Annotated in this window: 22 protein-coding genes; 13 read left to right on the top strand and 9 right to left on the bottom strand. The window is 70.2% G+C overall.

Features of this window, described 5'->3' with window-relative positions; translation table 11 throughout:
• Window positions 1-47 precede the first annotated feature (47 nt).
• The gene (locus tag ACWGKQ_RS32350; RefSeq protein WP_453295555.1) at window positions 48-854 is read right to left on the bottom strand and encodes a Clp protease N-terminal domain-containing protein; all 807 of its coding nucleotides are present in this window, start codon (window positions 852-854) and stop codon (window positions 48-50) included.
• A 147-nt stretch (window positions 855-1,001) separates the two neighbouring features.
• Between ACWGKQ_RS32350 and ACWGKQ_RS32345 the strand changes: the two genes are divergently transcribed.
• Entirely contained in the window at window positions 1,002-2,132 is a 1,131-nt protein-coding gene (locus tag ACWGKQ_RS32345) for a DUF2786 domain-containing protein (protein ID WP_453295554.1), read from the top strand.
• 221 nt (window positions 2,133-2,353) lie between these two features.
• Here ACWGKQ_RS32345 and ACWGKQ_RS32340 read toward each other — a convergent pair whose 3' ends face one another.
• Together ACWGKQ_RS32340 and ACWGKQ_RS32335 are read right to left on the bottom strand one after the other, a co-directional pair.
• Complete coding sequence (locus ACWGKQ_RS32340; RefSeq protein WP_453295553.1) at window positions 2,354-2,869, bottom strand: DUF4232 domain-containing protein; 516 nt, start codon at window positions 2,867-2,869, stop codon at window positions 2,354-2,356.
• Between the two features lie 165 nt (window positions 2,870-3,034).
• Window positions 3,035-3,499, bottom strand: coding sequence for a hypothetical protein (locus ACWGKQ_RS32335; protein ID WP_453295587.1), 465 nt, complete (start codon window positions 3,497-3,499; stop codon window positions 3,035-3,037).
• Window positions 3,500-4,514: 1,015 nt separating this feature from the next.
• Between ACWGKQ_RS32335 and ACWGKQ_RS32330 the strand changes: the two genes are divergently transcribed.
• Window positions 4,515-4,733, top strand: coding sequence for a DUF397 domain-containing protein (locus ACWGKQ_RS32330; protein ID WP_089100703.1), 219 nt, complete (start codon window positions 4,515-4,517; stop codon window positions 4,731-4,733).
• A gap of 90 nt (window positions 4,734-4,823) precedes the next feature.
• Here the strand turns inward: ACWGKQ_RS32330 and ACWGKQ_RS32325 are convergent, their stop codons facing one another.
• Window positions 4,824-5,303, bottom strand: a complete 480-nt coding sequence (locus ACWGKQ_RS32325; RefSeq protein WP_453295552.1) for an ATP-binding protein — start codon at window positions 5,301-5,303, stop codon at window positions 4,824-4,826.
• A 354-nt stretch (window positions 5,304-5,657) separates the two neighbouring features.
• On the opposite strand from ACWGKQ_RS32325, the gene ACWGKQ_RS32320 reads away from it, so the two are divergent.
• The 3 genes from ACWGKQ_RS32320 to ACWGKQ_RS32310 all read left to right on the top strand — a co-directional run bounded on the left by ACWGKQ_RS32320 (window position 5,658) and on the right by ACWGKQ_RS32310 (window position 8,746).
• Window positions 5,658-6,482, top strand: coding sequence for a helix-turn-helix domain-containing protein (locus ACWGKQ_RS32320; protein WP_453295586.1), 825 nt, complete (start codon window positions 5,658-5,660; stop codon window positions 6,480-6,482).
• Between the two features lie 154 nt (window positions 6,483-6,636).
• Window positions 6,637-8,097, top strand: coding sequence for an aldehyde dehydrogenase family protein (locus ACWGKQ_RS32315; protein WP_453295551.1), 1,461 nt, complete (start codon window positions 6,637-6,639; stop codon window positions 8,095-8,097).
• 109 nt (window positions 8,098-8,206) lie between these two features.
• Window positions 8,207-8,746: a DinB family protein gene (locus ACWGKQ_RS32310; protein ID WP_453295550.1), complete on the top strand. Its 540-nt coding sequence runs from the start codon at window positions 8,207-8,209 to the stop codon at window positions 8,744-8,746.
• Between the two features lie 7 nt (window positions 8,747-8,753).
• On the opposite strand, the gene ACWGKQ_RS32305 is transcribed toward ACWGKQ_RS32310, so the two are convergent.
• Both ACWGKQ_RS32305 and ACWGKQ_RS32300 read right to left on the bottom strand, forming a co-directional pair.
• A complete protein-coding gene (locus ACWGKQ_RS32305) occupies window positions 8,754-10,154 on the bottom strand; it encodes a glutamate decarboxylase (protein ID WP_453295549.1) in 1,401 nt (466 codons plus the stop codon).
• A 67-nt stretch (window positions 10,155-10,221) separates the two neighbouring features.
• Window positions 10,222-11,508 carry an ion channel protein gene (locus tag ACWGKQ_RS32300; RefSeq protein WP_453295548.1) on the bottom strand — a complete coding sequence of 429 codons (1,287 nt, stop codon included), beginning with the start codon at window positions 11,506-11,508 and terminating at the stop codon, window positions 10,222-10,224.
• A 132-nt stretch (window positions 11,509-11,640) separates the two neighbouring features.
• On the opposite strand from ACWGKQ_RS32300, the gene ACWGKQ_RS32295 reads away from it, so the two are divergent.
• Window positions 11,641-12,402, top strand: coding sequence for a MerR family transcriptional regulator (locus ACWGKQ_RS32295; RefSeq protein ID WP_453295547.1), 762 nt, complete (start codon window positions 11,641-11,643; stop codon window positions 12,400-12,402).
• 27 nt (window positions 12,403-12,429) lie between these two features.
• Here the strand turns inward: ACWGKQ_RS32295 and ACWGKQ_RS32290 are convergent, their stop codons facing one another.
• The gene (locus tag ACWGKQ_RS32290; RefSeq protein WP_391379029.1) at window positions 12,430-12,795 is read right to left on the bottom strand and encodes a YbjQ family protein; all 366 of its coding nucleotides are present in this window, start codon (window positions 12,793-12,795) and stop codon (window positions 12,430-12,432) included.
• 138 nt (window positions 12,796-12,933) lie between these two features.
• Between ACWGKQ_RS32290 and ACWGKQ_RS32285 the strand changes: the two genes are divergently transcribed.
• Complete coding sequence (locus ACWGKQ_RS32285; RefSeq protein ID WP_453295546.1) at window positions 12,934-13,809, top strand: DedA family protein; 876 nt, start codon at window positions 12,934-12,936, stop codon at window positions 13,807-13,809.
• 78 nt (window positions 13,810-13,887) lie between these two features.
• Here the strand turns inward: ACWGKQ_RS32285 and ACWGKQ_RS32280 are convergent, their stop codons facing one another.
• Together ACWGKQ_RS32280 and ACWGKQ_RS32275 are read right to left on the bottom strand one after the other, a co-directional pair.
• Entirely contained in the window at window positions 13,888-15,546 is a 1,659-nt protein-coding gene (locus ACWGKQ_RS32280) for a threonine/serine ThrE exporter family protein (protein ID WP_453295545.1), read from the bottom strand.
• A 129-nt stretch (window positions 15,547-15,675) separates the two neighbouring features.
• Window positions 15,676-16,167 (bottom strand): inorganic diphosphatase, encoded by a 492-nt coding sequence (locus tag ACWGKQ_RS32275; RefSeq protein WP_089099927.1) that lies wholly within the window; start codon window positions 16,165-16,167, stop codon window positions 15,676-15,678.
• Window positions 16,168-16,291: 124 nt separating this feature from the next.
• Here ACWGKQ_RS32275 and dacB point away from each other — a divergent pair, with 124 nt between their 5' ends.
• From dacB to folE, 6 genes are all read left to right on the top strand, one after another.
• Window positions 16,292-17,929 carry a D-alanyl-D-alanine carboxypeptidase/D-alanyl-D-alanine endopeptidase gene (gene dacB, locus ACWGKQ_RS32270; protein ID WP_453295544.1) on the top strand — a complete coding sequence of 546 codons (1,638 nt, stop codon included), beginning with the start codon at window positions 16,292-16,294 and terminating at the stop codon, window positions 17,927-17,929.
• 128 nt (window positions 17,930-18,057) lie between these two features.
• Entirely contained in the window at window positions 18,058-19,191 is a 1,134-nt protein-coding gene (locus tag ACWGKQ_RS32265) for a zinc-dependent metalloprotease (RefSeq protein WP_453295543.1), read from the top strand.
• Window positions 19,192-19,382: 191 nt separating this feature from the next.
• A complete protein-coding gene (tilS, locus tag ACWGKQ_RS32260) occupies window positions 19,383-20,507 on the top strand; it encodes a tRNA lysidine(34) synthetase TilS (protein ID WP_453295542.1) in 1,125 nt (374 codons plus the stop codon).
• Between the two features lie 76 nt (window positions 20,508-20,583).
• On the top strand, window positions 20,584-21,144 hold the full coding sequence (gene hpt, locus ACWGKQ_RS32255; RefSeq protein ID WP_046730905.1) for a hypoxanthine phosphoribosyltransferase: 561 nt from the start codon (window positions 20,584-20,586) through the stop codon (window positions 21,142-21,144).
• Window positions 21,145-21,352: 208 nt separating this feature from the next.
• Window positions 21,353-23,392 carry an ATP-dependent zinc metalloprotease FtsH gene (gene ftsH / locus ACWGKQ_RS32250; protein WP_453295541.1) on the top strand — a complete coding sequence of 680 codons (2,040 nt, stop codon included), beginning with the start codon at window positions 21,353-21,355 and terminating at the stop codon, window positions 23,390-23,392.
• Between the two features lie 136 nt (window positions 23,393-23,528).
• On the top strand, window positions 23,529-24,134 hold the full coding sequence (gene folE / locus ACWGKQ_RS32245) for a GTP cyclohydrolase I FolE (protein ID WP_453295540.1): 606 nt from the start codon (window positions 23,529-23,531) through the stop codon (window positions 24,132-24,134).
• The last annotated feature ends 36 nt before the right edge of the window (window positions 24,135-24,170 follow it).

The raw sequence follows: 24,170 nt of genomic DNA, 5'->3' as shown, positions 1-24,170 counted from the left end.
CACTGACAATCGCCCTGACCTGCGGATTCAGTGTTTCGATGGACAGTTCAGCCCGCCCCGCCCGCCTCCGCCCCGCCCTCCTCCGGCTTGCCGGCCGCCGCCTCTGCCGCTCCCGCCGCCTCCGCCGCCGCGTTCTTCTGCTCCCGCAGCAGTCCCAGCACCTTGGCGATGTACTCCTCGGTCGCGGGCTTGGTGATGCCCAGGTCGCTGAGGACGCCGTCGCCGTTCTCGTGCTCCAGGAGGGCCAGCAGCAGGTGTTCGGTGCCGATGTAGTTGTGGCCGAGGCGGAGGGCCTCGCGGAAGGTGAGTTCGAGGGCCTTCTTGGCTTCCGGGCCGTAGGGGACGAGGTCGGGGACGTCGTCCGCGGCCGGTGGGAGCGCGGCCGTCGCCGCCTGGCGCACGGTGTCCAGCAGGACGCCCTGCGCGAGGATCGCCTTCGCCGCGATGCCGTCCGGCTCGGCCAGCAGGCCGAGGACCAGGTGCTCGGGGCGGCCCTCGGGGTTGCGTGCCGCGAGTGCCTCGTTGTGGGCCGCCATGACCACGTTCCGCGCGCGCAGGGTGTAGCGGTCGAAGCCCTGGCTGGGGTCGAGGGCGGCGGACTCCTTCGGCACGAAGCGTTTCTGTGCCGCCTGCCGGGTGACGCCCATGCTCTTGCCGATGTCGGTCCAGGACGCGCCCGAGCGCCGGGCCTGGTCGACGAAGTGGCCGATCAGGTGGTCGGCCACGTCGCCCAGGTGATCGGCGGCGATCACCGCGTCCTGGAGCTGGTCGAGGGGTTCGGGGTGCACCTTCTTGATCGCCGCGATGAGGTCGTCGAGGCGCACGGATGCCGTGATGTTCGGGTCGGTAGCCATGTGTCAACCATAGGTTGACACCCTATGGCTGTCAACCGTGGGTTGACAGTCCGATGGAAAGTGAACCCGACGGCGAGGACCGGACAGTTGTCCACAGGGTGTGGACAGCCGCCGACCGCCGTCGGCGCCGCATGGCACGATCGACACGTGACCAGCAGCCAGCCCACCACCGTCGACCGAGCCTTCCAGAGCGCCCTGTACGACGACACCGACTCCGGCCTCGACACGGGCGCGTCCCTCCTCGCGGCCGATTCCGGCGCGGACGGGGAACTCGCGCACCGGGGCCGGGAGTTCGTCGCGGCGGCCTGGCGGCGCGGCTGGCAGCCCGCCGACGTCGTACGACTGGTACGGCGCGAGCTGGACGACCCGCACGTCCGGCTCGCCACCGGGCTGATCCGGGCGCAGGCGCCGGACGACCGGCCGCGCGGCCCCCGCTGGCGGGCGCAGCTGGACGCACTGCCGGCAGCGGACGGCCACGCGCGCGTGGGCGACCGCTTCTCGCACGCCACCGCCGTCCTGGAGCTGTACCGGCTGCTGCTGCGGCTGCCCGCGCTGGAGCCCCTCGACGAGCCCGGCCCCCGCGCGGCCGCGCACCGGCCGGAGTCCCGCATGCTCACCCGGATCCGCGCGCTGCTCGCCAAGGCCGAGGCGACCGGCTTCCCGGAGGAGGCGGAGGCGCTCAGCGCCAAGGCGCAGGAACTGATGGCCCGGCACAGCGTCGACGAGGCGCTGCTCGCCGCGGGGGCGCCCGCGCCGGACACTCCGGGTGCCTGCCGGATCGGGGTCGAGCCGCCGTACGAGCAGGCCAAGGCGGTACTGCTGGACGCGGTCGCCACCGCCAACCACTGCCGCGCGGTGTGGAACGAACCGCTGGCCTTCTCCACGGTCGTCGGCTTCGAAGCGGACCTGGAGGTGGTCGAGCTGCTCCACACCTCGCTGCTGGTGCAGGCCACGCACGCGATGACGAAGGCGGAGGCCGCGCAGCGGGCGGGCGGCCGCAAGCGTACGAAGACCTTCCGCCAGTCCTTCCTGGCCGCCTACGCCCACCGCGTCGGCGACCGCCTCAGAGCGACGGCACGGGCGGCCGAGACCGAGGCGCCCCAGACCCTCCTCCCGGTCCTGGCCACGAGAGAGCTGGCCGTGACCGACCGCATGCACCAGATGTTCCCCGACACCACCACGACCCGCCTGCGCGGAGCCACCGACGAGGCCGGCTGGACAGCGGGCACAAGGGCAGCGGACCAGGCCCAGGTCCGCTCACACCCTCAAATACCCTGAGCCTCAAGGGCCCGGCCTCAACGCGCCCCGAAGGAGGCGCCCCGTAAGGGGCGCGGGGAACTGCGCGCTCAACCCCCACCGGAGGTGCGCCGAATCCCGACCGGGAGCGCCCGTAGGGGGCGCGGGGCTGTGTCGATATGCGGCTGCCGCCGCGTGGGCGCGAGAACCCCCCCACCCGCGGTCAGCCGAAACCCGACCGCACCGCCCCCGAACCCTTGCCGTCAGTCCCCCGCCTGCTGGAACGTCCCCACCGCGGCGTTTGGCTCCTCCGCCGTCCCCTTGCCCGCAACCGCGCCGTACTTCCACGGGAAGCTCTGCGTCGCGTCGCTCCCCGGCAGGGACACCGTCATCGACGTCGCCGCGAGGCTCGCCTTGTCGCCGTCCTTGCCCCGCACATAACTGACCGAGAACGTCGCGGAGTCGCCCTTGGCGAGCTTCAGCTTGTCGGTCTTGGCACCCGACTGCGCGGCAACCGCCGCCGACGTGCCGCCCGCCTTCAGCGTCACGCCGGCGAACCCGTCGAGCGTGCACGGCGCACTCTGGTTGGTGATGGACACCGGCACCTCGCCGGTGTCCCCCGTGGTCGGCGCGACGCTCGCGGAGCCGACCTGGACGGAGACCTTGCCGATCTCGCAGGCCGAGCTGTTCTTGCCGCTGGAGCCCGAGCCGCCGTTGCCGCAGGCGGTCAGGGCGAGGGCGGCGGCGAGGGTGGTGACGGTGAGCGGAATGACGCGCATGAGCAGATCCCCATCGAGGTCGTGACGGTGTCCGAGCATCATCACGCCCCGGCCCGGCCGCCGCGCGCCCGCCCCCGTCCTCGACCGCTCCACGACGCGTTCCCACAGCCCCGCGCAGGCCGGTGGGAACCGGGAAAACAGACCGCTCGACGGCCGGATACGGCCCTACTGCCCAAGGCTCGCCGTCGGCAGCCCCGACGGCAGCTTGCCGCCCTCGGCCTTGGTGTAGGTCTCCTCACCCGATTTTCCGGACCAGGTGACCTTCATGCCGCTCTTGCTGACCGAGTCGACCATTCCGGTGACCCGGTCCTTGCTGCCGTCCGTGCAGGTGAGATGGATCATCCGCATCCCGGCCTCCTCGCCGGCGGTCCCGGTGCACACGGATCCACCGGTCTCGAAGAGCCCGGCCTCCTTGCCGGTGACCACCAGGGCGACGATCTTGCCGCCGCTCGTGGTGATCCAGCTGCCCTGGAGCGCGTCGGAGGAGGCCGTGGAGCCGTCCGAACCGGCCGTGGCGGTGGCGGCCGCGGACGACGTGTCCGACGGGGTGGCCGAGGAGTCGCTGCCGGAGTCACCGCCACTGCACGCGGTCAGCGCGAGCGCGCCCACCAGCCCCGCGGCGGCGGCCATGATCCGCAGAGCCGACCGCGTGCCCGCCACGGCCGTCTCCACCGCAGCCGTCTCCGGCACAGCCGTTTCCACCGCAGCCGTCTCCGCCGTCTCCATGTGCGTCGTAGCCGTACTCGCCGTAGCCGTGGTCACCGCAACGCTCCCGAGCTCTAGGGGGTCGGCCGCCCGGCCGCCCCGGACGACAGCGGCAAGCTACCAGCACTCGCCACGGGGATCCGGGTGCGCCAGGTAGGTATCCGCTGTGGGCCCGACCCGGCGGATTCACCCATGACAGGGCGAACCCACGGAAGCAACCGCGCGGACGGCCGTCCGTCCGGCCGCCGTCGCGCACGCGCGCGAGGCGCTCGCCTCCGGCGGCTGCCCGCGCAGCTCACGCCCGGCGCCGAGGCGCTCGGCCGCGGTCGAGGACGGCCGCGGCGGGATCTCCGTCAGCCCGGCCCCGCGGACGCCCCGCCGCGCGGCGGCCTCCCGCCTCGTCCGCTCTTCGCGCTCCCGCTCTTCTTCGCCATATCGGTGCTCCGTCCCCGCCGGACCTTCACCGGCGTCGTCGACGTGCGGGTTCTCGCCCACGGCAGGGAGCGGATGCCCTCCGTCCGGTGGTCCGGTCCCGATCCGGTCAATCTCGCTCACCGGACCATCACATGGACACCGGAACACGGGAGCCGAGGTACGCGTCTTTCCCTAGTGCACGAAGGATTCGATCCGGGCGGTCCCGCGCGGCTGTCGGCGCGAGGGATCATGGGCGGGGGGCTGGCGGTCGCATGTCCTGCGGAGACTGGGGCAGACGCTGGAACGGGTTGAGTAAAGCGGACGTCAAAGCTGTAACCGCAGGAACACCCCCCGTGCACGTGCATCTGCTCATGCATCTGCACGTGAACAAGGTTATGATCCGGGTCAGTTGACCGCTGCATCAATGGCATCAATGGTCACATCAGCCAGTTAGTGCACCACCGGGGAGCGACCTGTGAACCTCGACGTTGACGGCGTGTACGGGGGGTTTGACGTGTACAACGGCATGGCTGCCACGCAGCTGGACGGAGTGGCCTGGCAGAAGAGCAGGCACAGCAACTCGCAGGGCTCCTGCGTGGAGTTCGCCCGGCTGCCGGGCGGCGACGTGGCGGTCCGCAACTCGCGCTTCCCGGACGGGCCGGCGCTCGTCTACACGCGCGCCGAGATCGAGGCGATGCTCCTCGGTGTCAAGGACGGCGAGTTCGACCACCTGATCACGAGCTGACGGCGGCCATACCCGGGGCAATCCGGTGCGTTCGGTGCACAACGCGCGGTAACGCGCGTAGAAACCCGGCGTCCGAAGACGCCGGGTCCGTCACTCGGCGGACTGGAGCCGGAACAGCGCCCACACGACCTTGCCGCTCAGGGTGCCCGCCAGCGGGTGCCAGCCCCAGCTGTCGCTGAAGGAGTCGACCAGGAAGAGCCCGCGGCCCGACTCCGCCGAGAAGTCGTCGGATTCACGGGGGGTGGGGGTCTCGTGGCTGGGGTCGCGCACCGCGCACACCAGCCGTCCGGTCCACCGCATCAGGTGCAGCCGCACCGCCGGCCCGTGCGGCCCGGCGAGGCAGTCGGCCTCGCCGGGGGTCGCGTGCCGCAGCGCGTTGGTGACGAGCTCCGAGACGACCAGGCAGACGTCGTCGAAGCGGTCGCCGACGTCCCACTGGCCGAGCGTTCTCCGGGTGAACTGGCGGGCTTCGCGCACCGCTTCGTAGCGGGCCGGCAGGGCGCAGGAGGCGGCGTTGGACACGGCCGCGGGATCAAGCGGCGGAAGGCCCTGCCGTAATGGCTTGAGCATGGTCGATCCATTCGTCCCCATGCGAGGCACTCCCCGGAATTCGCGGTCGTTGCGATGCAGCGGTGGCGCGGGACCATGGTTTCGGATGCGCACAGCAGATGCAAGGGCAGATGCACGTGCACGCGACCGAATTGGACCCTCCCGTACCGCTTGTTGGCCATTTTTTCCGCCAACTTGTTGTCCTTGGCTCACTACCTGCTTGCAACTTCCTGCGCTTAAACTTTGGCCGCTTTCCGTTTCCGTAACCGGACGAGTACTGCTCGAAGTGTTTTAGTGGCAGACTGCGGGCCCTGAAGACGGTTGGGGAGGCTGGCGAACGTGAGCGCGGGAGAGCCCGGATCGGTGGTGCGGCGAATGCTGCTCGGCTCGCAACTCAGGCGGCTGCGTGAGGCCCGGGGGATCACGCGCGAGGCCGCCGGGTACTCGATCCGTGCCTCCGAGTCGAAGATCAGCCGCATGGAGCTGGGTCGCGTGAGCTTCAAGACGAGGGACGTGGAAGACCTGCTGACGCTGTACGGCATCACCGACGAGGCCGAACGCGAACAGCTCCTCTCCCTTGCCCGGGAGGCCAACGTCGCGGGCTGGTGGCACAGTTACTCCGACGTCCTGCCGACCTGGTTCCCCACCTATGTCGGCCTGGAGGGCGCGGCGCATCTGATCCGCGCCTACGAGGTGCAGTTCATCCACGGCCTCCTCCAGACCGAGGAGTACGCACGCGCGGTGGTACGGCGCGGTATGAAGGGGGCCAGCGAGGCCGACGTCGAACGGCGGGTCACGCTGCGGCTGGAGCGGCAGAAGTATCTGGTGGCCGAGAACGCACCCGACTTCCACATCGTCCTCGACGAGGCCGCCCTGCGCCGGCCCTACGGCGATCGCGAGGTGATGCGCGGTCAGCTCCAGCACCTGGTGGAGATGTCCGAGCGGCCCAACGTACGGCTCCAGATCATGCCGTTCAGCTTCGGCGGGCACTCCGGGGAGGGCGGCTCGTTCACCGTCCTGAGCTTCCCCGAGTCCGACCTGTCCGACGTGGTCTACCTGGAACAGCTCACCAGCGCCCTCTACCTCGACAAGCGCGAGGACGTCGCCCAGTACGAGCAGGCACTGAAGGAACTCCAGCAGGACAGCCCCGGGCCTGACGAGAGCCGGGACCTGCTGCGCGGGCTGCTGCAGCTGTCGTAGATATATCGATGCACCTGGGGATTTCCCTAGATCATCGAACTGACGCCCCAACTCCTGTGTGACGCAAGTACCATGACGCGTGATCAGACCGTGATGTGGATGTGGACCGGGTGTCCGCATCGACTGCCGTCGCAGCAGGGGATCGAGGGATCACATGTCGTCCTATTTCACCGACCTGGCCCAGCAGTACATCGACGGCGAGTGGCGCCAGGGGACCGGTTCCTGGGACATCATCGACTTCAACCCGTACGACGGCGAGAAGCTCGCGTCGATCACGATAGCCGCGGTCGAGGAGATAGATCAGGCCTACCAGGCCGCCGCGCGCGCCCAGAAGCAGTGGGCCGCCACCAATCCCTACGCCCGCCGCGCCGTGTTCGAGAAGGCCCTGCGCCTCATCGAGGAGCGCGACGCCGAGATCACCGAGGCGATCATCGCCGAGCTCGGCGGCACCCGTCTGAAGGCCGCCTTCGAGCTGCACCTCGCCAAGGAGTTCCTGCGCGAGTCGATCCAGTGGGCACTGCGCCCCGAAGGCCGGATCCTGCCCTCCCCGGTGGACGGCAAGGAGAACCGCGTCTACCGCGTGCCGGTCGGTGTCGTGGGCGTGATCAGCCCCTTCAACTTCCCCTTCCTGCTGTCGATCAAGTCGGTCGCCCCGGCGCTCGCGCTCGGCAACGCCGTGGTCCTCAAGCCGCACCAGAACACCCCGATCGTCGGCGGCACCCTGGTCGCGAAGATCTTCGAGGACGCGGGCCTGCCCGGCGGTCTGCTCAACGTCGTCGTCACGGACATCGCGGAGATCGGCGACGCCTTCATCGAGCACCCGGTCCCGAAGGTCATCTCCTTCACCGGCTCCGACAAGGTCGGCCGGCACGTGGCCACCGTCTGCGCCTCGCTCTTCAAGCGCACGGTGCTCGAACTGGGCGGCAACAGCGCGATCGTGGTCCTCGACGACGCCGACATCGACTACGCGGTCGACGCGGCGGTCTTCAGCCGGTACGTCCACCAGGGCCAGGTCTGCATGGCCGCCAACCGAGTCCTGGTCGACCGCTCGATCGCGGACGAGTTCACCGAGAAGTTCGTCGCCAAGGTGAGGACCCTCAAGGCCGGCGACCCGAGCGACCCGCAGACCGTCATCGGCCCCCTGATCAACTCCCAGCAGGCGGAGTCGGTTTCGGCCACCGTCCAGCAGGCCGTCGCCGAGGGCGCCACCGCCCTGGTGCACGGCAGGACCACCGACAACCTGGTCGAGCCGTCCGTCCTCACCGGCGTCCCGGCCGACTCCGACCTGCTCCGGCAGGAGGTCTTCGGCCCGGTCGCCTTCCTCATCCCGTTCGACGGCGAGGAAGAGGCCGTACGCCTGGTCAACGACACCCCCTACGGCCTCAGCGGCGCGGTCCACACCGGCGACGTCGAGCGGGGCGTGGCCTTCGCCAAGCAGATCGACACCGGGATGTTCCACGTCAACGACGGCACCGTGCACGACGAGCCGGTCGTCCCCTTCGGCGGCGAGAAGCACTCGGGGATCGGCCGTCTGAACGGCGAGACGACCGTGGAGTCCTTCACCACCCTGAAGTGGATCTCGGTACAGCACGGCCGGAGCGGCTTCCCGTTCTAGCTCCGGAAGTTCCTCGGCCACGACGGGCCCTTTAGGACGCGATCTGTCCTAAAGGGCCCGTAGCTTCGGTCGGGTCAGGGCAACACGACCCGAGGAAAGGCGGCCGGTCATGGTCACTCACGTTCGCGCGGAAGTGCAGGGCGACGAGCGCGGAGCACTGCTCTCCTTCATCGCGGAACAGCGCGGCGGCATTCGCCGGGCGCTGCTCGGCCTGACGGACGAGCAGGCGGCGAGCAGGCCGAGCGCGAGCGAACTGTCCCTGGCGGGTCTGCTCAAGCACGCCGCCGAGGTCGAGCAGAGCTGGATCGCCCGGGCGAAGCAGGAGCCGCCGGCGATCGAGCGGGACCAGTCGAACTGGCACGAGACCTTCCAGCTGGTCGGCGACGAGACGGTGGCCTCCCAGCTCGCGTACTGGGAGCAGGTCGCCGCCGAGACCGAGAAGTTCATCCGCTCGGTCCCCAGCCTCGACGACACCTTCCCGCTCCCGCCGCAGCCCTGGTTCCCGCCGGAGGGCCGGGTCTCCATGCGCTGGGTCTGCCTCCACCTGATTCGCGAGACCGCCCGCCACGCGGGCCACGCCGACATCATCCGCGAGTCCCTGGACGGGAAGACGGCCTTCGAACTGGTGGCGCTGGAACAGGATTCCTAGATCCTGCTCAGTGGTGGAAGCTGGTGGCCGCCCCCTTGTCCTGGATCAGCGGGTGCGGCTGCCGGCGCAGTTCGGGCAGCAGCCGGGTCAGGTCCTCGACGAACAGGTCGGCCAGGTCCTTCGAGAAGCCGTTGCGGCACACCACCCGCAGCACCGAGAGGTCCTCCCGGTTCGCCGGGAAGGTGTAGGCCGGTACCAGCCAGCCGCCCTCGCGCAGCCGCCGGGAGACGTCGAAGACGTCGTACGAGGTCACGTGGTCGGCGGTCGTGAAGGCGAACACGGGCAACTCGTCGCCCCGCGTCAGCAGCCGGAAGTCGCCGAGCGCCTCGATGCGGTCGGCGAGCCCGGTCGCCACGTCCCGGGACGCCTGCTGCACCGCGCGGTAGCCGTCCCGGCCGAGCCGCAGGAACGTGTAGTACTGCGCGACCACCTGGGCGCCGGGGCGGGAGAAGTTGAGGGCGAAGGTGGGCATGTCGCCGCCCAGGTAGTTGACCCGGAAGACCAGTTCCTCGGGCAGTGCCTCCTTGTCCCGCCACAGCGCCCAGCCGACGCCGGGGTAGACCAGGCCGTACTTGTGCCCCGAGGTGTTGATCGACGCCACGCGCGGCAGCCGGAAGTCCCACACCAGGTCCTCGTCGAGGAAGGGCGCGATCATCCCGCCGGACGCGCCGTCCACATGGACCGGCACGTCGATCCCGGTGCGCTCCTGGAGGGCGTCCAGGGCCGCGCAGAGATCGGCGACCGGCTCGTACGACCCGTCGAAGGTGGAGCCGAGGATGGCGACGACCCCGATGGTGTTCTCGTCGCAGAGGTCGGCGGCGGCCTGCGGGTCCAGGTGGTAGCGCTCGCCCTCCATGGGGACGAACCGCGGCTCCACCTCCCAGAAGTTGCAGAACTTCTCCCAGCAGACCTGGACGTTGATGCCCATGATGAGGTTCGGGCGGCCCGTCTGCGTGGGGTTCCGCTTGCTCCAGCGGCGCTTCAGCGCCATCCCGGCCAGCATGCAGGCCTCGCTGGAACCGGTCGTGGAACAGCCGATGGTGTTGGCCGGATCCGGCGCGTTCCAGAGGTCGGCGAGCATCGCCACACAGCGCCGCTCCAACTCGGCGGTGCGCGGGTACTCGTCCTTGTCGATCATGTTCTTGTCGTCGCACTCCGCCATCAGGACCTTGGCCTGGGGCTCCATCCACGTGGTGACGAAAGTGGCCAGATTCAGCCGGGCGTTGCCGTCCAGCATCAGCTCGTCGTGCACCAGCTGGTAGGCCGTGGACGGCGGCAGCGGGCCGTCCGGCAGCCGGTGCGTGGGCGGGGCCTCGGCCATACCGGCGACCGGGTTCGCCTCACCGAAGAACGGGTTGACGGACATGGGTCGCTCTTGGTGTTTCTGGGAACCTTTGTGCAGCGGCATGGAGCGTGCCTCCTGGACGACATGAACGACTTGAACGACTTGAATGACTTGAGGGAATTCTCAAGGGTCAGCGCAGGGCCGTACCGTCCGCCCGCAACTGCATTCTCGGCCGCCCGGTCACCAGCAGCCACGCGGGCAGCGACGCGATGCACAGCAACGCGATGATGGTCGGCGAGGCCACGAGCACCGCGGCCGTGAACAGGCTCACCCAGCCCTGGCGGGTGACGGCCAACAGCATGCCCAACACGCCTGCCGCCACGCCCACCGAGGGCTGGACGGCGGGCACCAGGGCATGGGCGCACAACCCGAAGGCGGCGCCGATGAAAACCGACGGGAAGATCCGGCCGCCACGGAACCCGCAGGCGGCGGCCACCAGCAGGGCGGCCAGCTTCACGACGGTCATCAGGGCGAACTGTCCCGCCGACCAGCCCTCGGGATCCTTCGCGAGCTCCGCGACCTCGTCCAGCCCCTTGAAGAGCGTCAGGCTGCCGCCCAGCGCCCCCAGGAGCCCCAGCACGAGCCCGCCGGCCGGCAGCGCCACCATGGGGTGTCCGAGGCGCCGGAAGGCCCCGTGGACGAACGGGAAGGCCCCGACGGCGCACATGCCGAGCAGCGCGGCGGCGGGGGCGATCACCAGGGCCGCCAGCAGATCGGGCCAGCGCGTCCGGCCGAGCGCGGGCAGCCCGAGATCCAGGGTCGGACGGGCCATCAGCGCGGTCGTCATCGCGCCCGCCCCCGCGGCCATCAGCGGCCCGAAGAGGTTGTCCCACAGCGCACCCTTGAGCGGCTTCCCGGCCAGCGCCTCGGAGATCACCAGGGCCGCCGCCACCGGAGTGCCGAACAACGCGCCGAGCGTCGCCGCGTCGGCCAGCGCGGGCCACAGCGAGCCCGGCAGCCGGGGCATCGCGAGCCGCCCCAGCCACAGCGCGAGCCCGACATTGATGGCGATGAGCGGGTTCTCCGGACCGAGGCTCGGCCCGCCCGCCAGCATCAATACGGTCGCCAGCACCAGCCCCGGCAGCACGGCCGGCGGCAGCGCCACCGCCTCCAGGCCCAGGGTGGCCGGATCGGGCCCCGCGTGCCCGGGCACCTTCCACACCACCAGCCCCACCGCGATCCCGGTGGCCGTGAGCATCACCAGCATCCACAGCACCGAGTACCGTCCGATGCCGAGCGCGTCCGGCAGGTTGGTCCACAGCACGTGCTGCAACCGTTCGGCCAGCGAGCTCACCAGCACGAACAGCAGGCTGCTGCCGACACCGACGACCAGTGCGGGCAGGATCAGCGGCAGCAGGGCGCGCGGGGGGGCCGAGGGCGGGGTGGGGAGCGCCTGCCGCGCGGTGTCCTGGGCCACGGGCCCACGATAAGCGGGCAAAACCGACATAACATCCCGAATGATTCTGAAAGCCCCCCGTGGCACGGGCTTGCACCTCACGTGGCGTGAGGACCCAGGGTGGAGCACGGAAGGAAACGAGAAGGAGCGGACGTGAGCTACTCCGTGGGACAGGTCGCCGGTTTCGCCGGCGTGACCGTGCGCACCCTGCACCACTACGACGAGATCGGCCTGCTGGTGCCGGGCGAGCGCAGCGGCGCGGGACACCGGCGCTACGGCGACGCCGACCTCGACCGGCTCCAGAAGATCCTGTTCTACCGGGAGCTCGGCTTCCCGCTCGACGAGGTCGCGGCCCTGCTCGACGACCCGGACGCGGACCCCGGGGCACATCTGCGCCGGCAGCACGAACTGCTGACCGCCCGGATCGAACAGCTCCAGAAGATGGCCGCGGCCGTGGAACACGCCATGGAGGCACGCAGGATGGGCATCAACCTCACCCCCGAGGAACGCTTCGAGGTCTTCGGCGACAAGGACCCCGAGCAGTACGCCGAGGAGGCCGAGCAGCGCTGGGGCGGCACCGAGGCCTACGCCGAGTCGCAGCGCCGGGCCGCCCGGTACACCAAGGCCGACTGGCAGCGCATGAAGGCCGAGGTCGACGACTGGAGCGAGCGTTACGCCGCCCTGGTGACCGCGGCCGAGCCGCCGGCCGGTGAACGGGCCATGGATCTGGCCGAGGAGCACCGCCAGCACATCTCGGGCTGGTTCTACGACTGCCCGTACGAGATGCACCGCTGCCTCGCCGGCATGTACGTCTCCGACGAGCGCTTCAAGGCCTTCTACGACGCCATGGCCCCGGGCCTCGCCGACCACCTGAAGGAGGCCATCGAGGCCAACGCGGCCCGCCACACGGCGTGACTGCCTCTGCCGGCCACTCCTTGCCGGCTACTCCTTGTCGAGGATGACGGCGGTGCCGTACGCGCAGACCTCGGTCCCCGTGTCCGCCGCCTCGGTCACGTCGAACCGGAAGGCCAGCACGGCGTTGGCACCACGCGCGCGTGCCTGCTCGATCAGCCGCTCCATGGCCTGGTTGCGGGTCTGGACGAGCGTCTTCGTCAGCCCCTTCAGCTCACCGCCGATCATCGACTTCAGACCCGCGCCGATCTGACTGCCCAGGTGCCGGGAGCGCACGGTCAGCCCGAAGACCTCGCCGATGACCTCCCGCACCCGGTACCCGGGAACGTCGTTCGTGGTGACGACCAGCACATCGGCCTGCGGTCCCTGACCGCCGCCGTATTCTTCGATACCCATGTCCACAGCCATTCCCCAGGCCGGGCACAGTCCATCCAGGTTCCACCGGTGGAACCTGGGGCGGACACATTACGTTGATAGCTTTGTGCGCCCGCACAAGGAACCCGACGTGCCTTCCCCCCTCAGGAGCCCGGAACCGTGATGACGCTCGCCCTCGGCCCGAGCTGGCTGGATCCGAACAAACTTCTCGACTCGTTCGGCATCTGGGGCCTGCTCCTGGTCGTCTTCGCCGAGTCCGGCCTCCTTATCGGCTTCTTCCTCCCGGGCGACTCGCTCCTGTTCACCTGCGGCCTGCTGATCACCTCGCACCAGCTGGACTTCCCGCTCTGGGCCGCCATCGCCCTGATCTGCGTCGCCGCGATCCTCGGCGACCAGGCGGGCTACATGTTCGGCAAGAAGGTCGGCCCGTCGCTCTTCAACCGCCCGGACTCCCGCCTCTTCAAGCGGGAGAACGTCACCAAGGCGCACGAGTTCTTCGAGAAGCACGGCCCGAAGTCCCTGATCCTGGCCCGCTTCGTGCCGGTGATCCGCACGTTCACCCCGATCATCGCCGGCGTCAGCGGCATGGCCTACCGCTCGTTCCTCACCTTCAACGTCATCGGCGGCGTCATGTGGGGCGCCGGCGTCACCCTGCTCGGCTCCTGGCTCGGCAAGATCGACTTCGTCAAGAACAACATCGAGGCGATCCTGATCCTGATCGTCCTCGTCTCGGTGGTCCCGATCATCATCGAGTTCCTGCGGGCCCGCGCGAAGGACAAGAAGGCGCCCCGCACCCAGCAGCCGCTCCAGCAGCAGCCGGCCCCGCCGATGATGGACGACGCGACGACCCAGCTCCGCCGCATCGAGCCGACGTACACCCCGCAGCAGCAGTACGGCCAGCAGCCCCAGCCCCAGCCCCAGTACGGCCAGCACCCCCAGCAGCAGTACGGCCAGCAGCCGTACTACGACCAGGGCGGTTACGGCCAGCAGCAGTACCCGTCCCCATACAGCGAGGACCAGCAGTACCGCCCCTGAGGGGCGCGGGGAACTGCGCGATCAGCCACAACGCACCCGCGGTCGCGGTCGCGCCGCAGCTCCCACCTCACTGGGCGCTCAGAACCCCCTCGTCCGCTTCGCAGCCCTGCGCTTCCCGGCCGATCCCACTCGCAAGGTCAGCCGGGAGATCTCCGACCCCAGATTGACCCCGATGGCGATCGCCATGGCCAAGGACGCCGCCTTGGCCAGCGACACCAGCCCCTTGTCGACCTCGTTCTGAGCCATCGACAGCAGCCCGAAGTAGGTCGCCGACCCCGGCAGCAGCGGCCCGATCGCCGCCGTCGTGTACGGCAGCGCGGACGCGAACCGGTACCGCGACAGCAGCTGCCCGAACAGCCCCACCAGCCCCGCCGCGACGGCCGTGGAGGCGACTGGCGAGATTCTTCCGGCGTAGTGCATCGCGCCGTAGACCGACCACGCGACACCCCCGTTGAGGGTGACGGCCAGCACGGTGGATCGTTCCTGCTGGAGCAGTACGGCGAAGGTCAGCGACAGCACCATCGACGCGGCGATCTGGAGCAGCGGCCGGTCCGCCGTGGACAGCGCCGCGTCGGGATTGAGCCGGCCGCCCAGCTTCACCCCGAAGTACAGGACCGTCAGCACCCCGATGACGATGCCGACGAAGAAGTACATGACCTCCAGCAGGCGCGCGGAGGCGGTGATGTAGAACCCGGTGAGCCCGTCCTGGACGCCCGCGACCAGGGCCCGCCCGGGCAGCAGCGCGAAGAGTCCACCGGTGACGACGGCGGAGGCCGCGACATCGACGTGGGCGAGCGAGAAGGCCACCCCGATCGAGGCCGGCGGCATCGCGGCGATCATGAACTGGTAGAACTCCGGCAGCCCCCGCCCCGCGCACAGCCACGCCAGCCGGTCGCCGAGCATCGCGCCGATCGCGGCCGCCACGAACACCAGCAGGTCACCGCCGACCAGCACGGAGGCGGCCCCGGCCAGCAGCCCGCTCGCCGCGGTCAGCGCCCAGCCGGGGTACGGGTGCCGGTTGCGGCGGATCTCCGCGAGCCGCCGGTAGGCCTCCTCCAGGGAGACATGGGTCTCGGGGTCGGTGAGGTCGTCCACGAGCCGGAAGACGGCCGACAGCCGCGTGTAGTCGGTCCCGCGCCGCCGCACCGTCCGGGACGCCGTCACCGGGTCGTCGACGAGTGAGGGCTGGTACGAGATCGCCAGCAGCGTGAAGGTGACGCCCGGCTCGCAGCGGTCGAGACCGTACGACCGGCAGACCGCGAACATCGCGGCCTCCACGTCCTCCGCGCCCTCGCCGCCCGCCAGCAGCAACTCCCCGATACGCAGGGTCAGGTCGAGCACGCGCGGGACGGCGGGGCCGCCCTCCTCGGCCTTCTGCACCGACTCCGGCGCCGGCCGCTCGGCCACCGGCATGCGCAGCATCGTGCGCATCCGGTCCTGCCAGGGCGCGTCCTTGACCAGACTGACCGCGGGGAACCCGGAGGCGGGCGTGAAGACGGGCGGGGCCTCGTGAACGCTGTAGGTGCTCGGCAGGCTGAACGCCGACCCCTCCGGCTCGGCACCCGCCGGCTGCCGCGTCGCGAGCCCCGCGGGTACCGCGAACTCGGACGTCGTCTCCGGCTCACCGCCGCCGCCCTCGGGGGACGCGACGCCCGCCGGCACCGCGAACTCGGACGTGAGCTCCGGGTCGTACCGTGCCTCGTCCGACCTGGGTTTGCGGTCCTCCGCCTCCGTCACCGTCGTAACGCTCCCTGAACGACGTCTTCACCTGAGCCTCAGTATGCGCATGACCGCACAGCGGGCACGAAAAACGGGCCCCACGCGTGCGTGCGGCCCGTTTCCCGGTTACGGCTTGCCGGGGTGGTCTCAGTGACCGCCCGACTCCTTGAAGCGCTTGTACGACCGCTCGATCTCGACCTCGGCGTCGGTACGGCCCACCCAGTTGGCGCCCTCGACGGACTTGCCGGGCTCCAGGTCCTTGTAGACCTCGAAGAAGTGCTGGATCTCCAGGCGGTCGAACTCCGACACGTGGTGGATGTCCCGCAGGTGCTCCACGCGCGGGTCGGTCGCCGGGACGCACAGCAGCTTGTCGTCGCCGCCGGCCTCGTCCGTCATCCGGAACATGCCGATCGCGCGGCACTTGATGAGGCAGCCCGGGAAGGTGGGCTCGTCCAGGATGACCAGCGCGTCCAGCGGGTCGCCGTCCTCGCCGAGGGTGTTCTCGACGAAGCCGTAGTCGGTCGGGTAGGCGGTCGAGGTGAAGAGACGACGGTCCAGGCGGATCCGACCGGTCTCGTGGTCCACCTCGTACTTGTTCCGCGAACCCTTCGGGATCTCGATCGTGACGTCGAACTCCACCGGTGGCTCCTCCATGATCAACACATAGTTCTGATGGTTAAGTGTCCCCCACGCAGGTGTGTGATCGCGAAAGGGGCTGGTGGTCGTGCCAGAGCTGAGGCCTTGGCAGTCCGCGAAACCGCGTGTGCGGAAGATCGCGGGCGCCCTGCGACCGCGTCTGGCCCGCCTCGCGACCGCCACGAAACCGCAGGTCGAGCGGTTGCGGCGGGCAGTGGGACCGCAGCTCGCACGTGTTGCGCGCGAGCTCGCACGCGTCGCGCGCGCGACGGGACCCCGGCTGGCCACCCTGGTCCGCTCCCCTCGCCCTCGCTCCCGGACCCTCAGGACCTGGCAGTACACCGCGGGCGCCGCCACGGCCGGGCTCGCGCTGGCCGCCGGTGCGGTGACCGCGGCGGGCCCCTGGGACGCCAACGGTCAGCGTACGGCCGAGCGGGACCGGGCCGTCGCCCTGGAGCGGACGGGTGGCACAGATCACGGCTCGGGTGCGGACTCCGTCACAGCCGACGGCGAGCCCGGCCCCGCACCCAGCGCCGGACCCGTCCTGACGGGCCTGGGCGGCGCCACGAACACCGTGAAGTCGGCGCCCGCCGGAAAGTCCGCCGGAATCTCCGGAGCGGCCCTCACCGGCCTCCTGGGGCCCCTGCTTGACGCCCCGGCGCTCGGCAGCACCCGCACCGCCGTGGTCGTCGACGTGGCCACCGGCAGGCGCCTGTACGGCTCCGGCGCCGACACGGCCCTCGCCCCCGCCTCCACCACCAAGATCGCCACCGCGGTCGCCGCCCTCTCCGCCCTCGGCCCCGACCACCGCTTCACCACGCGCGTGGCCCTCGAACCCGGCACCAGGGAGGTCGTCCTGGTCGGCGGCGGCGACCCCACCCTGACCGCCCGCAAGGACGCCGCGGGCTGGGCCAGCCTGCGCACCCTCGCCACCGAGACGGCGAAGTCGCTGACCGCGCGGGGCATCAAACAGATCACCCTCTCGTACGACACCACCCTCTACTCAGGCCCCGACCTGCACCCCATCGGCGTCAACGGCAACCTCGCGCGCGTGACCCCCCTGACGGCCGACGAGGGCCGCACCAACGACTCCACCGAGGGGCCGGTGACCCGGGTGAGCGACCCGGCGGCCGACGCGGCACAGAAGTTCGCGGGCTTCCTGGCGGACGCCGGCATCAAGACCACGTCCCCCGGCACCTCCAAGGCGAGCAGCCGGGCCGACACCCTCGCCACCGTCTCCTCGCCGCCGCTGTCCTCGGTCGTCGAGCGCATGCTGACCAACAGCGACAACGACATCGCCGAGGCCCTGGCCCGCCAGACCGCGCTGGCGACCGGAAAGCTCGCGAGCTTCGACGGGGGAGCGGCCGCGATCGACGCCCAACTCACCGAGCTGGGCCTGCCGATGACCGGTGCCTCCTTCCACGACGGCAGCGGCCTGAACCGCGACGACCGGCTGACCGCGAACCTCCTCACCGCCCTCCTGGTCAAGGCCGCCGACGCCGGCCGGCCGGGTCTGCGCGCGGTCCTCACCGGCCTTCCCGTCGCCCACTTCACCGGCACCCTCACCGGCCGCTACACGGACGGCGCGGCAGGCGTCGTACGCGCGAAGACCGGCACCCTGACCGGCGTCAACACCCTCGCGGGCACGGTCGTCGACAAGGACGGCCGCCTCCTGGCCTTCGCCTTCCTGACCTCGAACACGACAAACCCGGTGGAGGCCCAGGCGGCTCTGGACAAGACGGCGACGGCGCTGGCGGGCTTGTAGAACCGCCGTGGGCAGGCGCCCGCCCCTGCCCACGCAAGCCCCCCACCCCGCCCCACCGCACAAGTCACGCCAACCTCACCAACCCCCACGGCCTGCCCCAAGTGGGAGCGCTAACGTACGGTTGACGCATGACGAGCATCGGTGGCGCTGCTTCATCTGGGATGGTCGACTGGAATCTCGCGGTGGCGACCGCGACGCGGCTCGTGCGGCCGGGCCCCGAGGTGAGCCGCGACGAGGCCCGGAGCATCGTCGCGGAGCTGCGGCGGCACGCGAAGGCCTCGGAGGAACACGTCCGGGGCTTCACTCGTATGGGGACCGACGACGTACACGACACCCCCGTTCTGGTGGTGGACAGGCCCGGCTGGGTGAAGGCGAACGTCGCCGGCTTCCGGGAGCTGCTCAAGCCGCTGCTCGAGAAGATGCAGGAGCGGCGCGCCGGCACCCCCGGCGGCACCGTCCTCGGCGCGGTCGGCGGCAAGGTCACCGGCGTGGAGCTCGGCATGCTCCTGTCGTTCCTGTCGTCCCGGGTCCTCGGCCAGTACGAGACCTTCGCCCCCTCCTCCCGCGACCTCCCGGCGGACGAGAACGGCGGCGGCCGGCTGCTGCTCGTCGCCCCCAACATCGTCCACGTGGAGCGCGAACTCGACGTACAGCCCCACGACTTCCGCCTGTGGGTGTGCCTGCACGAGGAGACGCACCGCACCCAGTTCACGGCGGTGCCCTGGCTGCGCGCCCATCTGGAGGGCGAGATCCAGTCGTTCCTCGCGGAGACCGACGTCGACCCGATGACCGTCCTCGAACGCGTCCGGGACGCCGCCCAGTCCCTCGCCGGCGGCCGCCCCGAGGCCGAGGAGGACGACGGCGGACGGTCGTTCGTCGAACTGGTGCAGACCCCCGCCCAGCGCGAGATCCTCGGCCGGCTCACCGCCGTCATGTCCCTCCTGGAGGGCCACGCCGACTTCGTCATGGACGGCGTCGGACCCGCGGTCGTACCGACCGTCGCCGAGATCCGCGAGAAGTTCCAGCAGCGGCGCGCCAAGGGCGCCTCCCGGCTCGACATGACCCTGCGCCGGCTGCTCGGCCTGGATGCCAAACTCCGTCAGTACCGGGACGGCGAACGGTTCGTGCGAGCGGTCGTCGAGCAGGTCGGCATGGACGGTTTCAACCGGGTGTGGACCTCCCCGAACACCCTGCCGACCAAGGCGGAGATCGCCAAACCGGCGGACTGGGTCGCGCGGGTGCACCGCAAGGCAGAGTCGTGAACCAGTGGATGTGTGGTGAACCGAAACCGGCCGACGGCAGGCGAACGCCCCTCCAATCACCCGTCCGAGGGACCGTGAGCGATGGGTAGGCGTGCAATGCTCGGGGAACGGCCCGTTTCTGTCACCATCTACACACTCTGAGTGACCGATCTCGGGTTCACCCCCCGAAAACTTCATGAAGGGAACCGGACATGGGTCCCCATCCTGCGGTCGCGGCGATACGCCTGGCGGTCCGCCGCGTCCTCCACGACATCCTCACCGACGACAGCCGCCACAGTCGTACCACCGGTGACCGCACCGGTGACCGCACCGGCGGGCGCATCGGCGTGCGCCTCGCGCGCCCCGCCGGCGGCCTCCCCGAGGTCCCCGAGATCCCGGAGCAGACACCGAACGAGCGGCCCCCCTCCCCGCTCGTCCTCGTCGCGTGCTCCGGCGGCGCCGACTCCATGGCGCTCGCCTCCGCCCTCGCCTTCGAAGCCCCCAAGCTCGGCATCCGCGCCGGCGGCATCACCGTCGACCACGGCCTGCAGCCCGGCTCCGACCTGCGCGCCGACGAAGTCGTCCTACGGCTGCGCGAACTCGGCCTCGACCCGGTCGAGGCCATCACCGTGACCGTCGGCCGCGACGGCGGCCCCGAAGCCGCCGCCCGGGACGCCCGCTACGCCGCCCTGGACGCCGCCCTCGAACGGCACGGCGGCGCCGCGATCCTGCTCGGCCACACCAGAGACGACCAGGCCGAAACCGTCCTGCTCGGCCTCGCCCGCGGCTCCGGCATCCGCTCCCTGTCCGGAATGGCCGCGGTCTCGGGGGCCGGCGGCCGTTACCGCCGCCCGTTCCTCCAGCTGGACCGGCAGACCGCCCGCAAGGCCTGCATGGTCCAGGCCCTCCCCGTCTGGGACGATCCTCACAACGCGGACCCGGCCTACACCCGCTCCCGGCTCCGTCACGAGGGCCTGCCCGCCCTGGAGAAGGCCCTCGGCAAAGGCGTCGTCGAGGCGCTCGCCCGCACCGCCCAGCTCTCCCGCGACGACGCCGACGCCCTCGACACCTGGGCCAGCCAGGCCGAGGCCTCCGTACGGGACGCCGCGGGCCTGCTGGAGTGCGCCAAGCTCTACGCCCTGCCCCCCGCGGTACGCCGCCGGATCCTGCGCCGTGCGGCCATCGAGGCGGGCGCACCGGCCGGTTCCCTGTTCGCCCGGCACATCGAGGAAGTCGACCGCCTCATCACCGGCTGGCGCGGCCAGGGGGCCATCAACCTCCCCGGCAAAGTCGTCGCCCAGCGCCAGGGTGGCAGACTGGTGATTCGGCAAGGCTGAATCCCGACCTCCCGGAGAGCTCCTCGGCGCTCCTCCGAAAGGCCGGGTAGGCCGGTGGGACGACCGACCGAAAGTGATGCGGGTGGACGCGAAAGACATGGGTGCCGACCTCCAGCAGGTGCTCATCACCAAGGAAGAGATCGACGCGAAGCTGGCAGAGCTGGCCGCGAAGATCGACGCGGAGTACGCGGGCAAGGACCTGCTCATCGTCGGCGTCCTCAAGGGCGCCGTGATGGTCATGGCGGACCTCGCCCGGGCGCTGTCCACCCCCGTCACCATGGACTGGATGGCCGTGTCCTCGTACGGCGCGGGCACCCAGTCCTCCGGTGTGGTGCGGATCCTCAAGGACCTCGACACCGACATCAAGGGCAAGCACGTCCTGATCGTCGAGGACATCATCGACTCGGGCCTGACCCTGTCCTGGCTGATCAACAACCTCGGCTCCCGTGAGCCCGAGACCCTGAAGATCTGCACCCTGCTGCGCAAGCCGGACGCGGCCAAGGTCGCCATCGACGTCGAGTGGGTCGGCTTCGACATCCCCAACGAGTTCGTCGTCGGCTACGGCCTCGACTACGCCGAGAAGTACCGCAATCTCCCGTTCGTCGGTACGCTCGCGCCTCACGTCTACGGCGGCTGACCCCCGGCTGATACGCCGGAGGTCCACTTACGTAAGACGATCGGGAACCCCAGCGGGTTTCGCGCCGTTGGAGCATGCAGAGACGGGTTTCACCAGCCGTCCGAGCAGCTTCGTGCGGCTTCGGGCCACAATGCTGGGGTACCGTCAGAAGAACTGTCTTATCAAACTCACTATGGCAGGAGGGACGGGGCGACACCGCTCCGTATGGATGGACGTGAAGCGATACTTCCGTGGGCCGGTCATGTGGATCGTGCTGGCCGTCCTTGCCGTGGTCGTGTTGATGCAGGTCGTCGGCTCGTCCGGCGGCTACAAGACGGTGGACACCGGCCAGGTCGTGGCGGCGATCAATGACAACAAGGTGGAATCGGCGAAGCTGACCACCGGTGACGAGCAGACCATCAAGGTCACGCTCAAGAACGGCGAGAAGGTCGACGGCAGCTCGAAGATCCAGGCGAGCTACATCGGCGACCAGGGCGTCACCATCGCCAATACGCTGCAGACCAAGTTCCAGGACAAGCAGATCCCCGACGGTTACACCGTCGCGCCGACCAAGCAGAACGCGTTCGTCAGCGTCCTGCTCTCCCTGCTGCCCTTCGTCCTCATCGTGGTCGTCTTCCTGTTCCTGATGAACCAGATGCAGGGCGGCGGTTCCAGGGTCATGAACTTCGGCAAGTCCAAGGCGAAGCTCATCACCAAGGACACCCCGAAGACGACCTTCGCGGACGTCGCGGGCTGCGACGAGGCCGTCGAGGAACTCCACGAGATCAAGGAGTTCCTCCAGGAGCCGGCCAAGTTCCAGGCGGTCGGCGCCAAGATCCCCAAGGGCGTGCTCCTCTACGGCCGCCCCGGTACCGGCAAGACGCTGCTCGCGCGTGCCGTCGCCGGCGAGGCAGGGGTGCCCTTCTACTCGATCTCCGGTTCCGACTTCGTCGAGATGTTCGTCGGTGTCGGTGCCTCCCGGGTCCGTGACCTCTTCGAGCAGGCCAAGGCGAACGCCCCGGCGATCGTCTTCGTCGACGAGATCGACGCGGTCGGCCGCCACCGCGGCGCCGGCCTCGGCGGCGGTCACGACGAGCGCGAGCAGACGCTGAACCAGCTGCTCGTCGAGATGGACGGCTTCGACGTCAAGGGCGGTGTGATCCTCATCGCCGCGACGAACCGGCCCGACATCCTCGACCCGGCGCTGCTGCGTCCCGGCCGCTTCGACCGCCAGATCGCGGTCGACCCGCCGGACCTGCAGGGCCGTCTGGAGATCCTCAAGGTCCACCAGAAGGGCAAGCCGGTCGCGCCCGACGTCGACCTCGCGGCGGTCGCCCGCCGTACCCCGGGCTTCACCGGCGCGGACCTGTCGAACGTGCTCAACGAGGCGGCGCTGCTCACGGCCCGCAGCGACCGCAAGCTCATCGACAACCAGATGCTCGACGAGGCGATCGACCGCGTGGTCGCGGGCCCGCAGAAGCGGACCCGGATCATGTCGGACAAGGAGAAGAAGATCACCGCGTACCACGAGGGCGGTCACGCCCTGGTCGCGGCGGCCTCGCCGAACTCCGACCCGGTCCACAAGATCACGATCCTGTCCCGGGGCCGCGCCCTCGGCTACACGATGGTCCTGCCGGACGAGGACAAGTACTCGACCACGCGCAACGAGATGCTCGACCAGCTCGCCTACATGCTGGGCGGCCGCGCGGCCGAGGAACTGGTCTTCCACGACCCGACCACCGGCGCAGCCAACGACATCGAGAAGGCCACGGCCACCGCTCGCGCGATGGTCACGCAGTACGGCATGACCGAGCGTCTCGGCGCGATCAAGTTCGGCGGCGACAACACCGAGCCCTTCCTCGGCCGTGAGATGTCCCACCAGCGCGACTACTCGGAAGAGGTCGCCGCCCTGGTGGACGAGGAAGTAAAGAAACTGATCGAGAACGCTCATAACGAGGCCTGGGAGATCCTGGTCGAGAACCGTGACGTCCTCGACAACCTGGTGCTCCAGCTCCTGGAGAAGGAGACCCTGAACAAGGAGGAGATCGCCGAGGTCTTCGCGGCGATCCACAAGCGGCCCGCGCGTCCCGCGTGGACCGGCTCCTCCCGCCGTACGCCGTCCACCCGCCCGCCGGTGCTCTCCCCCAGGGAGCTCGCACTGACCAACGGGGCGAACGGCTCGACGCCGGCGATCAGCACGGTGAAGTCCACGGCGGCCGAGCCCGCCGCCGCGGTCGAGAAGGCCCCGGAGGACCGTCCCGAGAGCTGACTCACACCGGCCTCACCCGGCTCGGAATGGATGCCGCGCCCCCCAGGATCTAGCCTGGGGGGCGCGGCATTTCGGTATGCCCGCAGCTGAGGCGCGCGGCCCACGTGCGCCGCCCCGAAGGAACGAGGCACCCCAGATGACCGACCCCGTGACCCTGGACGGCGAGGGCACCATCGGCGAGTTCGACGAGAAACGCGCCGAGAACGCCGTCCGCGAACTCCTCCTCGCGGTCGGCGAGGACCCGGACCGCGAGGGCCTCCGGGAGACTCCGGCACGGGTGGCGCGGGCCTACCAGGAGATCTTCGCGGGGTTGTGGCAGAAGCCCGAGGACGTCCTCACCACCACGTTCGACATCGGCCACGACGAGATGGTGCTGGTGAAGGACATCGAGGTCTACAGCACCTGTGAGCATCATCTGGTCCCGTTCCGGGGCGTGGCCCATGTCGGGTACATCCCGTCCGTGAGCGGGAAGATCACCGGACTGTCCAAGCTGGCCCGACTGGTGGACGTCTACGCCCGCCGCCCGCAGGTGCAGGAACGGCTCACCACGCAGATCGCCGACTCCCTGATGTCGATCCTGGAGCCGCGGGGCGTCATCGTGGTCGTCGAGTGCGAGCACATGTGCATGTCGATGCGCGGGATCCGCAAGCCCGGCGCGAAGACCATAACGTCGGCGGTGCGCGGCCAGCTGCGGGACGCGGCGACGCGGAACGAGGCGATGAGCCTCATCATGGCCCGCTGACGCCGCTGACGCCACTGACGCCGCTGACGCCGTCGA

The organism is Streptomyces sp. NPDC054770, from assembly GCF_053611985.1.
The sequence above is the reverse complement of the archived record's forward strand: the minus strand, read 5'-3'. Positions and strand labels throughout refer to the sequence as shown.

Bases quoted from the DNA above. Each gene is read 5' to 3' on its own strand.
- ACWGKQ_RS32350 (WP_453295555.1), bottom strand. From the start codon at position 854: ATGGCTACCGACCCGAACATCACGGCATCCGTGCGCCTCGACGACCTC.
- ACWGKQ_RS32340 (WP_453295553.1), bottom strand. From the start codon at position 2,869: ATGCGCGTCATTCCGCTCACCGTCACCACCCTCGCCGCCGCCCTCGCC.
- ACWGKQ_RS32335 (WP_453295587.1), bottom strand. From the start codon at position 3,499: ATGGCCGCCGCCGCGGGGCTGGTGGGCGCGCTCGCGCTGACCGCGTGC.
- ACWGKQ_RS32330 (WP_089100703.1), top strand. From the start codon at position 4,515: ATGGCTGCCACGCAGCTGGACGGAGTGGCCTGGCAGAAGAGCAGGCAC.
- ACWGKQ_RS32325 (WP_453295552.1), bottom strand. From the start codon at position 5,303: ATGCTCAAGCCATTACGGCAGGGCCTTCCGCCGCTTGATCCCGCGGCC.
- ACWGKQ_RS32320 (WP_453295586.1), top strand. From the start codon at position 5,658: ATGCTGCTCGGCTCGCAACTCAGGCGGCTGCGTGAGGCCCGGGGGATC.
- ACWGKQ_RS32315 (WP_453295551.1), top strand. From the start codon at position 6,637: ATGTCGTCCTATTTCACCGACCTGGCCCAGCAGTACATCGACGGCGAG.
- ACWGKQ_RS32310 (WP_453295550.1), top strand. From the start codon at position 8,207: ATGGTCACTCACGTTCGCGCGGAAGTGCAGGGCGACGAGCGCGGAGCA.
- ACWGKQ_RS32305 (WP_453295549.1), bottom strand. From the start codon at position 10,154: ATGCCGCTGCACAAAGGTTCCCAGAAACACCAAGAGCGACCCATGTCC.
- ACWGKQ_RS32290 (WP_391379029.1), bottom strand. From the start codon at position 12,795: ATGGGTATCGAAGAATACGGCGGCGGTCAGGGACCGCAGGCCGATGTG.
- ACWGKQ_RS32265 (WP_453295543.1), top strand. From the start codon at position 18,058: ATGACGAGCATCGGTGGCGCTGCTTCATCTGGGATGGTCGACTGGAAT.
- tilS (WP_453295542.1), top strand. From the start codon at position 19,383: ATGGGTCCCCATCCTGCGGTCGCGGCGATACGCCTGGCGGTCCGCCGC.
- hpt (WP_046730905.1), top strand. From the start codon at position 20,584: ATGCGGGTGGACGCGAAAGACATGGGTGCCGACCTCCAGCAGGTGCTC.
- ftsH (WP_453295541.1), top strand. From the start codon at position 21,353: ATGGACGTGAAGCGATACTTCCGTGGGCCGGTCATGTGGATCGTGCTG.
- folE (WP_453295540.1), top strand. From the start codon at position 23,529: ATGACCGACCCCGTGACCCTGGACGGCGAGGGCACCATCGGCGAGTTC.